General features: G+C 69.4%; 10 protein-coding genes and 2 pseudogenes. 8 read left to right on the forward strand and 4 right to left on the reverse strand.

Annotation, left to right across the window (positions count from 1 at the left end):
• Nucleotides 1-36: 36 nt before the first annotated feature.
• Nucleotides 37-1,002 (reverse strand): class II fructose-bisphosphatase, encoded by a 966-nt coding sequence (gene glpX / locus QAR72_RS12200; protein WP_304617654.1) that lies wholly within the window; start codon nt 1,000-1,002, stop codon nt 37-39.
• A gap of 81 nt (nt 1,003-1,083) precedes the next feature.
• Nucleotides 1,084-1,338 carry a BolA family protein gene (locus tag QAR72_RS12205; protein WP_304617655.1) on the reverse strand — a complete coding sequence of 85 codons (255 nt, stop codon included), beginning with the start codon at nt 1,336-1,338 and terminating at the stop codon, nt 1,084-1,086.
• Between the two features lie 69 nt (nt 1,339-1,407).
• On the opposite strand from QAR72_RS12205, the gene QAR72_RS12210 reads away from it, so the two are divergent.
• A complete protein-coding gene (locus QAR72_RS12210; RefSeq protein ID WP_304617656.1) occupies nt 1,408-2,037 on the forward strand; it encodes a J domain-containing protein in 630 nt (209 codons plus the stop codon).
• A 37-nt stretch (nt 2,038-2,074) separates the two neighbouring features.
• Here QAR72_RS12210 and lnt read toward each other — a convergent pair whose 3' ends face one another.
• Complete coding sequence (lnt, locus tag QAR72_RS12215) at nt 2,075-3,634, reverse strand: apolipoprotein N-acyltransferase (protein ID WP_304617657.1); 1,560 nt, start codon at nt 3,632-3,634, stop codon at nt 2,075-2,077.
• 557 nt (nt 3,635-4,191) lie between these two features.
• Nucleotides 4,192-5,754: pseudogene (locus tag QAR72_RS12220) on the reverse strand (DEAD/DEAH box helicase); the annotation flags it as partial.
• Nucleotides 5,755-6,011: 257 nt separating this feature from the next.
• On the opposite strand from QAR72_RS12220, the gene argS reads away from it, so the two are divergent.
• From argS to QAR72_RS12255, 7 genes and pseudogenes are all read left to right on the forward strand, one after another.
• A complete protein-coding gene (gene argS / locus QAR72_RS12225; protein ID WP_304617658.1) occupies nt 6,012-7,754 on the forward strand; it encodes an arginine--tRNA ligase in 1,743 nt (580 codons plus the stop codon).
• Between the two features lie 117 nt (nt 7,755-7,871).
• The gene (locus tag QAR72_RS12230) at nt 7,872-8,951 is read left to right on the forward strand and encodes an SPOR domain-containing protein (RefSeq protein ID WP_304617659.1); all 1,080 of its coding nucleotides are present in this window, start codon (nt 7,872-7,874) and stop codon (nt 8,949-8,951) included.
• Nucleotide 8,952: 1 nt separating this feature from the next.
• On the forward strand, nt 8,953-9,942 hold the full coding sequence (locus QAR72_RS12235) for a glycoside hydrolase family 3 N-terminal domain-containing protein (protein WP_304617660.1): 990 nt from the start codon (nt 8,953-8,955) through the stop codon (nt 9,940-9,942).
• Between the two features lie 51 nt (nt 9,943-9,993).
• On the forward strand, nt 9,994-10,842 hold the full coding sequence (locus QAR72_RS12240; RefSeq protein WP_304617661.1) for a segregation and condensation protein A: 849 nt from the start codon (nt 9,994-9,996) through the stop codon (nt 10,840-10,842).
• The gene (gene scpB / locus QAR72_RS12245) at nt 10,826-11,524 is read left to right on the forward strand and encodes an SMC-Scp complex subunit ScpB (protein ID WP_304617662.1); all 699 of its coding nucleotides are present in this window, start codon (nt 10,826-10,828) and stop codon (nt 11,522-11,524) included. Before QAR72_RS12240 ends, scpB begins: the two co-directional genes overlap by 17 nt.
• Nucleotides 11,521-11,727: a hypothetical protein gene (locus tag QAR72_RS12250; protein ID WP_304617663.1), complete on the forward strand. Its 207-nt coding sequence runs from the start codon at nt 11,521-11,523 to the stop codon at nt 11,725-11,727. The genes scpB and QAR72_RS12250 overlap by 4 nt, the downstream gene beginning before the upstream one ends.
• 40 nt (nt 11,728-11,767) lie before the next feature.
• Nucleotides 11,768-12,299, forward strand: a pseudogene (locus tag QAR72_RS12255) (THUMP domain-containing protein); the annotation flags it as partial.

Consider the following 12,299-nt stretch of genomic DNA (forward strand, 5'->3'; position numbering starts at 1 on the left):
CCCCGGAACGGGGACGGGGGGCAGCGCCCCCATACCTCACTTCACCGGGTTGCGATAGATCATGCGGCGCACCGATCCGGTCTTGGACCGCATCAGGATCGTCTCGGTGGTCAGGTAGCCCGGCTCGCGCTTGACGCCCGCCACGATCGAGCCGTTGGTCACGCCCGTCGCCGCAAAGATCACATCCGCCGTCACCAGTTCGTCGCGGCTGTAGATGCGGTCCAGTTCGGTGATGCCGGCCTTGCGGGCGCGGCCCTTCTCGTCCTCGTTGCGGAACAAGAGCCGGCCCCACATCTGCCCGCCCATGCATTTCAGCGCGGCAGCGGCCAGAACGCCCTCGGGCGCCCCGCCCGAACCCATATACATATCGATGCCGGTCAGCTCGGCCTCGGCGCAGTGGATCACGCCCGCCACGTCGCCATCGGTGATCAGGCGGATCGCCGCGCCGGTCTCGCGGACCTCGGCGATCATGTCCTCGTGGCGCGGACGTTCGAGGATGCAGACGGTGATGTCGCTGTCCGCGCAGCCGCGCGCGCGGGCCAGGGCGCGAACGCGTTCGGCTGGGCTCATGTCGAGGCTGACCACGTCGACCGGATAGCCCGGGCCCACGGCCAGCTTGTCCATATAGACGTCCGGCGCGTGCAGCAGCGTGCCGCGCGGGGCCATGGCGATCACGGTCAGCGCGTTCGGCATGTCCTTGGCGGTCAGGGTCGTGCCCTCCAGCGGGTCCAGGGCGATGTCCACCTCGGGGCCTTCGCCGGTGCCGACCTCTTCGCCGATATACAGCATCGGCGCCTCGTCCCGCTCGCCCTCGCCGATCACGACGACGCCCTTGATGTCCAGCTTGTTCAACTGGTCGCGCATCGCGTTCACGGCGGCCTGGTCGGCGGCCTTCTCGTCGCCGCGGCCGATCAGCCGGGCCGAGGCATGGGCGGCGGCCTCGCTGACACGGGCCAAGCCCAGAGACAGCATGCGATCGTTGAAATCCTTCGGCGCGGTCATGTCCCTCGTCCCTCTCTCCTTGGGTTCAAGCGGGTTTTAGGAGGGCCGGGCGGCAGCGGCAAGCCTGCGCGCGCTAACGGTTCAGCTTTCCGCCAGTTCCAGCGCAAGCGCATGAATCCGCGGCACGATGTCGCCCAGTGTGGCATGGACAAGGCGATGCCGCTCGATCCGGCTGAGGCCCGCAAGGCGCGGGCTGGCCATGCGGATGCGGAAATGGGTCTGCCCACCTTCGCGGAAACCGGCATGGCCGCGATGGGCTTCGCTTTCGTCCAGCACCTCCAGCCGGGTCGGCTCCAGCGCCGAAAGGCGGGCGATCATTTCCGTCGCGATTGTCATTCGTCAAGCCCTTTCATGTCCCGCCAAATAGCCTAAACTGCCGCCTCCGAGTCGCAAAGGTGCCCTGACATGAGCAAGAACGACCCGTTCGGTTTCGATATTTCGGCCGCCAAGGACAAGAAGCGCAAGGCCAAGGGTCGGCGCGGGATGTCGGGCGCCTTCGAGACCTCGACCCGGATCTGCGAGCGCGAGGGCTGCAACGAGCCGGGCCAGTATCGGGCGCCCAAGAACCCGCGCAACCTTGATGACTATTTCTGGTTCTGCAAGGAGCATGTCCGCGAATACAACGCGAACTGGAATTACTTTCAGGGCCAGTCCGAAGAGGAATTCCAGCAATTCATCGACAATGCGACCGTCTGGGAACGTCCGACCAAGCCCTTTGGCCGCGCGGCGCAGGAACAGAAATGGGCGCGCCACGGTGTCAGCGACCCGCTGGAGATCCTGGGCGCGAACGGCACCGCCCCCGAGGCCCGCGCGCAGGCCGCCGCCCGCAAGCTGCCCCCGACCGAGCGCCGCGCGCTGGACATCCTCGAGGCCAAGGACACCTGGACCCGCGCCGAGATCCGCAAGCAATACAAGTCTCTGGTCAAGGATCTGCATCCCGACATGAATGGCGGCGACCGGTCTGACGAGGATCGCCTGTCCGAGGTCGTCTGGGCCTGGGACCAGATCAAGGACAGCCGCTACATCCGCGACTGACGGGCGCGGATACGCGCAGCCCCTTCAGAGATTCCCCTCAGGCCGTGCGCCGGCGCCGCCAGAACGAGGCGCCAAGCGCCAGCGCGATCAGCACCAGCATCGGCGCGTCGCCCCAGGTCAGCCAGCGCGTCGGCGGCAGCGCGCCGGGCAGCGGGGCGTCAATCTTGCCCTCGACGTTCAGGGCAAGGCTGGCGCGGATCTGGCCGCGCGCATCGATCACCGCGCTGACACCGGTATTGGCGGCCCGGATCATCGGCAGGCCGGTCTCGATGCTGCGGAGCCGCGCCTGGGCAAGGTGCTGGTATGGTCCCGAGATCGTGCCGAACCAGGCGTCGTTTGTCGCCTGCAGCAGCCAGCCGGGGCGGGTGTCCAGCGCACGCAGATGCTGGGGAAAGATCGCCTCGTAGCAGATCAGCGGCTGGAAATCGGGCGCGCCGGGGGCGGTCATCGTCATGGGGCCGGGGCCGGGCGAATAGCCGAAGCCCTGCTGTGCGGCAAAGGCACCGATGCCCAATCGCGCCAGCCGGTCGCCCCAAGGGATGTATTCGCCGAAGGGGACCAAGTGGAACTTGTCGTAGATTTCGCTGACCTCGCCGCCCGGCTGGATCGTGGCGAGGCTGTTGTAGAAGCGCGACCCCTCGCGGCGCTGGATGCCCATGATCAGGGGCGCATCCGCGGCCTCGGACATGATGGGCAGGACTTCGCCCGCCTGATCCAGCAGGAAGTTCACCGCCGTTTCGGGCCAGATGACCAGATCGCGCGGGCCGGGTTCGGATGACAGGTCCAGCAGGCGGCGAAAGAAGACGCCGGCCCAGTCCGGGTCCCATTTCAGCGCCTGCGTCGCGTTGGGCTGGACGATGCGCAGCATCGTCGCCTCGTCCGCGGGCAACGGCTGCGCCAGGCGCGCCTGCCCGCCGGCCCAACTGCCCGCGACCAAAGCCGCCGCCAGCGCCGTGCCGGGAACGAAGCCCGCCAGCCTTGGCCGCGTCGGGCGCCAGAGGATCGTCGGCAGGCAGGCGACCGCCAGCGTCAGGACCGACAGGCCGAGTGCGCCGAACGTCGCCGCCATCTGCGCCGAGGGCGTGCCGATCCAGACATGGCCGGTCAGCGCCCAGGGAAAGCCGGTAAGCACCCAGCCGCGCAACCAGTCCGACAGCGCCAGCGCCGCCGCCATGGCCAGCGCGCGGCGTCGCCAATCGGCGGTCAGCCTTGCGGCCGCCCAGACCGGGATCGCCCAGAACAGCCCGCCGCCAAGCGCCATCAGGATCAGCGCGAAAGGCGCCATCCAGCCGTGGATCTCGGGCTGCACCAGAAAGGGCTCGACGATCCAGAAGAGGCCAAGCGCGAACCAGCCCATGCCTGCTGCCAGCGCGTGCCAGAAGGCTGCGGCGGGGCGGGCGCGGGCCAGCCGCCAGAGGATCAGCGCCAGTGCGCCAAGGGTCGCGCCCCAGATGCCGAAGGGCGCCAGCCCAAGCGCGGCGATCGCGCCAAGGGCCAGATCGGGCAGAAGCTGCCTGAAAGGAGGGCGGCCCCGGCGGTGAAGCCGGGGCGGATGCAGGGCCGTGCGTCGTGCGGGTCGCCTTGTCGGTCGGACCATCACGCCTCGGCGTTGCCCGCCTCTGCGGGGGCGCTGTCGGAAGCCGCATCCTCGGCCTTGGCGGCGGGTTTGCGGCGGCTGCGGGTCTTGGGCGCGGGCTTTTCGGCCTCGGCTTGCGGTTCGGCCTGCGTCTCGGCGGTGTCGGCCTTCTTGCGCGAGCGGCGGGCAGGCGCCTTGGGCTCGGCCGTTTCGGCAGGCTCGGCCTCGGGCTTGGCCGTGCGGCTTCTCGACGATTTGGGCTTGGCCTCGGCCGCATCAGCATCCGCCGCTTCCGGGGCTTCGGCCTTCTTGCGGCGGCTGCGGGGCTTGGCGGGGCTGGCCTCCGACGCCTCGGGCTGGACTTCCGGCGCGGCAGGCGCGGGGACGTCAGATTGCGCCTCGACCGGAGCGTCAGACTGCGCCTCGGCCTCGGGCTGCGCCTCGACCGGGGTTTCGGCCTGCTTTTCCGACGAGGTGCGGCTGCGCGACCGGCTGCGCGAACGGCGCGATGAGGTCTTTTCCGGGGCCTTTTCGGCGGCCGCTTCGGCGCGGGGCTGCGCGGCCTCGGCGGTTTCGGTCAGCTCGACGGGGGCGTCGGTGCTGTCCTCGGCGCTGTCCTCGATGGTGGCGCTGGTGCGCAGTTCGACCAGCATGAAGCCGGGCACGTGATCGCCCATGCCGATGATGCGCGGACCGCGATCCTGCCCGCCCGAACGGGGGCGGCGGTCGTCGCGCCGATCATCACGCCGATCATCGCGGCGGCCTTCGCGCCGGTCGTCGCGGCGCTCCTCGCGCGGCTGAGGTGCGGCGGCGCGCTCGACCGGGGCCGGAGCCTCGGGCGCGGCCTCGGCGCGCGGTGCGGGTTTCGACGCGGCCTCGGGCGCGGCCTCGTCACGGCGGCCGCCGCTGCGCCGGCGGCGCGAACGGCTGCCGCCGGCGCGGTCCTCGCGTTCGGCCTCGCGCGGTTCGGGGCGGTCGGACGAGGTGCTGAAGCCCTCGGGCAGGGGGGCGCGGGGCAGGGTCTTGTTCACGAGGCTCTCGATCGCGGTCAGGTATTTGTCATCCGAGGGGGTGGCGATGCTGATCGCGGTGCCAAGACGCCCGGCGCGGCCCGTGCGGCCGATGCGGTGGACGTAATCCTCGGCATGGCTGGGCAGGTCGTAGTTGAAGACATGGCTGACCGCCGGGATGTCCAGCCCCCGCGCGGCCACGTCCGAGGCGACCAGCAGCCGCAGCTTGCCGTCGCGAAACGATTCCAGCGTGCGGGTCCGCTGGCTCTGGTCCAGATCGCCGTGGATGGGGGCTGCGTCATAACCGTGCTTGGCCAGCGACTTGGACAGGATGTCCACGTCGGTCTTGCGGTTGCAGAAGATGATCGCGTTGGTCAGGCCCTCGCCCTCGGCGTCGATCAGGGCGCGCAGCAGGTCGCGCTTCTGCTTGGCGGCCATGTCGCGGCGGGTGGGGGTCAGTTCGATCAGGCGCTGCGTGATGGTTTCGCTGGTCGTCGCCTGGCGCGCGACCTCGATCCGTTCGGGCGAGTGCAGGAAAGTGTTGGTGATGCGCTCGATCTCGGGCGCCATCGTGGCGCTGAAGAACAGCGTCTGGCGCGTGAAGGGGGTCAGCTGGAAGATCCGCTCGATATCGGGGATGAAGCCCATGTCCAGCATCCGGTCGGCCTCGTCCACGACCATGATCTGCACGCCGGTCAGCAAGAGCTTGCCGCGTTCGAAATGGTCCAGCAGGCGGCCCGGCGTCGCGATCAGCACATCGACGCCGCGGTCGATCAGCTTGTCCTGCTCGCCAAAGGAGACGCCGCCGATCAGCAGCGCCTTGGTCAGGCGGGTGTGCTTGGCGTAGACGTCGAAGTTCTCGGCCACCTGCGCGGCCAGTTCGCGCGTGGGGCACAGGACCAGCGAGCGCGGCATGCGCGCGCGCGCGCGGCCACGGCCCAGAAGCGTGATCATCGGCAGCGTGAAGCTGGCGGTCTTGCCGGTCCCGGTCTGCGCGATCCCCAGAACGTCACGCCCCTCGAGCGCGGGCGGGATGGCGCCCTGCTGGATCGGGGTCGGCGTCTCGTAGCCTGCCTCGGCGATGGCCTGCAGAACCTTGGGGTCGAGTTTCAGATCGGAGAACTTGGTCATTCGGGGCTTTCTCTGCTGTCGCGCGCCTGTGGCGCTGCGTTCCCTGCTGCGCGTCCGAATGACGCCTGGCAGCGATGATAGGGACGCAAGATCGGACGCCCCGCCTTTGCCCGCCGGATGCGGGTCACGTGGCCTTAGACCAAGCGGGGCCTCGCGTCAAGAATCGTGCATGTTTCGCATGGGGGCGCAATGCCGCAAGGTTGACCTTTCGGCCTTGGCGTCGTTTAGGTGACGGTCGGAACCAGCCGGGGACACCGATGAACCTGTTCAACGACATCCGCGCCGTCGTCATCGAGGCGCTGACCAAAATGGCCGAGGCGGGCGAACTGCCCCAGGGGCTGGACCTGTCCAATGTCGCGGTCGAGCCGCCGCGCGATCCGGCCCATGGCGACATGGCCACCAATGCCGCGATGGTGCTGGCCAAGCCCGCCGGGATGAAGCCGCGCGACATCGCCGACCGGCTGGCCGCGCGCCTGACCGATCCGCGCATCACCGCGGCCGAGGTCGCGGGGCCGGGCTTTCTGAACCTGCGCCTTGCGCCCGCGATCTGGCACGACGTCGTTCGCGCCGCGCTGAAATCGGGCGTCGATTTCGGCCGCTCGGATATGGGGGCGGGGTCGCGGGTCAACGTGGAATTCGTCAGCGCCAACCCGACCGGGCCGATGCATGTGGGCCATGTGCGCGGCGCGGTCTTCGGCGATGCGCTGGCCCGGCTTCTGGCCTTCTCGGGCCATGACGTGACGCGGGAATACTACATCAATGACGGCGGCGCGCAGGTCGATGTGCTGGCGCGCTCGGCCTATGAGCGTTACCGCGAGGCGAACGGGCTGGAGCCCGAGATCCGCGAGGGGCTCTATCCCGGCGACTACCTGATCCCGGTCGGCGAAGCGCTCAAGGAGAGATACGGCGACAGCCTGCTGGACCGCCCCGAGGATGAGTGGCTGGCCGAGATCCGCGATTTCGCGACCGAGCGGATGATGGCGATGATCCGCGAGGATCTGGCCCTGCTGGGCGTGCAGATGGATGTCTATTCCAGCGAAAAGGCGCTTTACGGCACGGGCCGGATCGAGGCCGCGATCGAGCGGCTGCAATCGCAGGGCCTGATCTATCGCGGCGTGCTTGAGCCCCCCAAGGGCAAGCTGCCCGAGGATTGGGAGGCACGCGAGCAGCTTCTGTTCAAATCCACCGCCCATGGCGACGACGTCGACCGGCCGATCCAGAAATCGGACGGCGCCTGGACCTACTTCGCGCCCGACATCGCCTATCACTGGGACAAGATCGACCGCGGCTTCGACCAGCTGATCGACGTCTTCGGCGCCGATCACGGCGGTTACGTCAAGCGGATGAACGCGGCGGTCAAGGCGCTGTCGAACGGCCGCGTGCCGCTGGACATCAAGCTGGTCCAGCTGGTCAAGCTGTTCAAGAACGGCGAGCCCTTCAAGATGTCCAAGCGGGCCGGCACCTTCGTCACCCTGCGCGACGTGGTCGAGGAGGCGGGGGCCGACGTCACGCGCTTCATCATGCTGACGCGCAAGAACGACGCGGCGCTGGATTTCGACTTTGCCAAGGTGCTGGAACAGTCCAAGGACAACCCGGTCTGGTATGTGCAATACGCCAATGCGCGGGTGAACTCGGTCCTGCGCCGGGCGCGCGAGGCGGGAATCGACGTGGACGATTCGACCCTGGCCGCCGCCGATCTGACGACTTTGGCCCATCCGGCCGAGCTGGCCTTGGCCGCGAAATTGGCCGAATGGCCGCGTCTGGTCGAACATGCCGCCCGCGCGCACGAGCCGCATCGCGTCGCGTTCTTCCTCTATGAGATCGCGTCCGACCTGCATTCGCTGTGGAATCGCGGCAATGACGAGACGGCCCTGCGCTTCCTGCAAGAGGGCGACGCGGCAACGACCCAGGGAAAAATCGCACTGGTCCGAGCCGTTGGCGTTGTTATTTCAAGCGGTCTGGGTATTCTTGGCGTCACCCCGATGGACGAGATGCGCTGACCAACAGCCACGGCCCGGGGTGCGAGCAGGCAGAGTGAACCCGGATCAACCGGCGGGCAGGCAGATATGGCAGTGATGGATTTCCGCGAAGGCGGCTATGTTTTCTCGCGTCACAAGGTGAAGCGGGAATTCGCATATGATCAGGCCGCTCCGGGCCAGCGTCCGGGGCATCAACCGGGCCAGGACGGGGGGCTGCCTCAGGGCGACGGCCTGCCCGCGCGCCTGGCCCGCGTCACGCATTACATGGGCGCGGTGGCCTCGGTCGGGCTGATGGTCGGGCTGATGGCCTGGGGCTGGCAGCTCGTGTCGCGCGACGTGTCGGGCGTGCCGATCATCCGCGCCATCGAGGGCGAGGCCCGCACCGCCCCCGAGGAGCCGGGCGGCCGCCTGACGCCCCATACCGGCCTGGCCGTCAACAGCGTTGCCGGAGGCGAGACGCCCGCCCCGACCCAGCAGGTCGCCATCGCGCCCTCGCCGGTCGATCTGGCGCCCGATGATCTGCCGATGGGCGCGCTTGGCGCGACTGCACGCGAGCCCTCGCACCAGACCGAAACGCCGCTGACCTTCTCGGGCGAGCCGATCATGCCGCTGTCGGATGCCGAGGCCCGCGCCCTGGCCGAGGCCGAGGCCGCCGCCGCCGCCGAACGCGCGCTGGCCGATCAGGCCGTGGCCGATGCGCCGATCCTTGATGCGCCCGCCAGCGAGGGCCCCGTCACCGGCGTCGTCACCGACGAGACCGGCGCCCCGGCGCAGGCGACCGCCATCACCGAGGCGCTGGCCATGGCCCAGGCCGAGGCCAATCCCGCCATCCTCGTGGCCAGCGCCCGCCCGGCGCCGCGCCCCCGCGTGACGCGCGTGGCCGCATCGGCGCCCGCCGCCGCCCCGGCCGCCGCGCCCGCGCCCTCACTGGCGCAGGCCCAGCCCGCCCCCGTTCAGGCGGCCAGCAGCGCCAGCGGCCCGGTCGTCCAGGTCGGCGCCTTTGACAGCAACGCCATCGCCCAGGGCGAATGGTCGCGTCTGGCCGGCCGTCACGGATCGCTGTTCTCGGGCAAATCGCCGGTGATCCAGCAGCATCAGGCCAATGGCCGCACCTTCTGGCGGCTGCGCGTCGCAGGCTTCGGCGGTATCAGCGAGGCGCGGCAGTTCTGCTCTGCCCTGCAATCGGCTGGCACCGATTGCCTTGCCATCGGCCAGTAACGTGGCCCATAACGCGACCATTCTGGGCGGCATCGCCGGCACGGTGCTGTCGCCCGACGAGGCGGCCTTTTTCCGCGAGGCCGATCCCTGGGGGTTCATCCTCTTTGCCCGCAATGTCGAAACGCCCGAGCAATTGCGCCGGCTGACCGGTGATCTGCGCGACTCGGTGGGCCGCGATTGCGTGATCACCATCGATCAGGAGGGCGGGCGCGTCCAGCGGATGCGGGCTCCGCACTGGACCGAATGGCCTGCGCCCCTGTCGCAGGCCGCGGCGGGGCCGCGCGCGATGTGGCTGCGCTATCACCTGATCGGCCAGGAACTTCGCGCGGTTGGCATCGATTCGAATTGCGCGCCCACGCTGGACGTGGCGCAAGAGGGCACCCATCCCTTTCTACGCGACCGCTGCCTTGGCTCTGATCCCGCGCGGATCGCGGAACTGGGCCGTGCGGCGGCGGACGGGTTGCTGGCGGCAGGCGTCTTGCCCGTGATGAAGCACATGCCCGGCCATGGCGGCGCGCAGATCGACAGCCATCATGGCCTGCCCGAGGTCGCGGGGGATCTGGATGCGCTGGACGCGCTTGATTTCGCGCCCTTCCGCGCGCTGGCGGACCTGCCGATGGGCATGACCGCCCATATCCGCTTTGCCGCGCTGGATTCCGCACCCGCCACCCAATCGGCGCGCGTGATCGGGCTGATCCGCGACCGGATCGGGTTCGACGGCCTGCTGATGACCGACGACATCACGATGAACGCTCTGCCGGGGACGCATGCCGAACGCGCCGCGGCCTCGATCGCCGCGGGCTGCGATCTGGTGCTGCATTGCAACGGAGACATCGCGCAGATGGCGCCCGTCGTCGCCGCAGCAGGCGCGATGAGCACTGACGCGATCCGCCGCGCCGATGCCGCCCTGGCCCTGCGCCGCGCGCCCGAACCTCAGGATCTGTCCGCCCTTCATGCCGAATGGCGCGCGCTGAGCCAGGCGGTGGCTTGACAGCGCGGCACCAAGGCCGGACGCTTGGCGCCCGCGATCCCGAAGGACCAGATGCCCGCCAAGGTTCCCTATCTGCGCCCGGTCGATGACCCGCCCGCCCAGGCCGGGCTGGACCTGCCCGCGCCTGATGCCGCCAGCATCGCCCGCCGCCGCGCCGAAGAGGCGCTGATCGTCGATGTGGACGGCTACGAAGGCCCGCTGGACCTGCTGCTGACGCTGGCGCGCACGCAGAAGGTGGACCTGATGAAGATCAGCGTCCTCGATCTGGCCGAGCAATATCTGGCCTTCGTCGAAGAGGCCCGCGCGCTGCGGATCGAACTGGCCGCCGATTATCTGGTCATGGCCGCCTGGCTGGCCTTTCTGAAATCGCGGCTGCTTCTGCCGCCCGACCCGCAGGCCGAAGGCCCCTCGGCCGAGGACATGGCCGCGCATCTGGCCTTTCAGCTGGAACGTCTGGACGCGATGCGGCAGGCGGCGGCGCAGCTGATGGCGCGCGACCGGCTGGGCATCTCGCGTTTCGCGCGCGGCGCGCCCGATGCGGTGATCCGCACGCGCCGCACTGAATGGCAGGCCAGCCTGATCGACCTGATGCGCGCCTATGCGCGGCTGAAGACCCGCGACGAGTTCCGGCCCTTCGCCTTTGACCGCAAGGACGTGTTCACGATGGAACAGGCGCTGGACCGGCTGCGGGGCCTGATCGGCTTTGCCGGCGACTGGACGGACCTGTCGGTCTTTCTGCCCGATGGCTGGTCGGACGACCCTGCCCGCCGCCGCAGCGCGACGGCCGCGACCTTTGCCGCCTCGCTTGAGCTTGCGCGTCAGGGCCGGCTGGAGATACGGCAGGCCGAAACCTTCGCGCCCATATCCTATCGCCAGAGACACGATGACGACCGCGCCTGACCCCGCCACCGATTTCCCGCCCCCGCCGCTGGACCAGCAGGAACGCATGGTCGAGGCGATCCTCTTTGCCGCGACCGCGCCGCTGAGCCTGCGCGATCTGGCCGACCGGATGCCCGTGGGCTGCGACCCGGCCGAGGCCGTTGCCGCCCTGCGCCGCCGCTATCAGGGCCGGGGCGTCACCGTCGAACAGGTGGGGCAGGGCTATGCCTTCCGCACGGCGGCGGACCTGTCCTTCCTGATGCAGGCCGAGACCGTCGAGAGCCGCCGCCTGTCGCGCGCCGCGATCGAGACGCTGGCCATCATCGCCTATCATCAACCCGTCACCCGCACCGAGATCGAAGAGATCCGTGGCGTCGCGGTCAGCCGAGGCACGCTGGACCAGCTGATCGAGATGGAATGGGTCCGCATGGGCCGCCGCCGCATGACGCCGGGCCGCCCCGCCACCTTTGTCGTGACCGAGGCGTTTCTGGACCATTTCGGCCTGGAATCCCCGCGCGATCTGCCGGGTCTGGCCGAATTGCGGGCAGCGGGTCTGCTGGAATCGCGCCCCCCGGGCGAGGGGCTGGGCCTGCCTCTTGCGTCCGAGGATGCGGATGACGATATTGCCTCCGTGGCGCCCGGCGATCTGTTCGAGGACGACCACGATCCCGCCGCATGGCCCGCCGAGGAGGATCAGCCATGAACATGAACCAGATCATCAACATGTTCACGCGCCTCGTGATGCGGCGTGCGATGAACTGGGGCATCAACAAGGGCATGGACCAGCTGTCCCGTCGGGGGCAGACCGGCGAGCAGCCCGAGGGCCAGCCGCGTCCGCGCCAGGACAAGCAGACCCGCGACATGGCCAAGAAGATGCGGACGCTCGGCCGCATGACGCGGCGCTAGGGCCGTTCCCTTTCCCGCGCGCCCGCGCTAGGGCTGCGCGATGGAACAGCAGAATTTCGACATCTTTCTGGTCGCCACTCCCGGCCTCGAAGCGCCTTTGGCCGCCGAGGCCGCCGCTTTGGGCTGGACCCCCGTGATCCAACCCGGTGGGGTGACGATCAGCGGCGGCTGGCCGGATGTCTGGCGCGCGAATCTGTGGCTGCGGGGCGCTACGCGCGTTCTGGCGCGGGTGGGCGGCTTTCGCGCCATGCATCTGGCGCAGCTGGACAAGCGCGCGCGCAAGTTTCCCTGGGCCTCGATCCTGCGGGCGGACCTGCCGGTGAAGGTGGAAACGACCTGCCGCGCCTCGCGCATCTATCATGCGGGGGCGGCCACGCAGCGCATCGCGCGGGCGATCAGCGAGACGCTTGGCGTTCCCGTCGCCGATGAAGCGCCCGTCACGCTAAAGGCCCGGATCGAGGATGATCTGGTCACGTTCAGCGTCGATACGACCGGCGAATCGCTGCACAAGCGCGGCCACAAGCAGGCCGTCGCCAAGGCCCCGCTGCGCGAGACGATGGCCGCCATGTTCC

This window comes from Paracoccus sp. (in: a-proteobacteria) (assembly GCF_030604785.1).
In the GTDB taxonomy this organism is placed as follows: Bacteria; Pseudomonadota; Alphaproteobacteria; order Rhodobacterales; family Rhodobacteraceae; genus Paracoccus.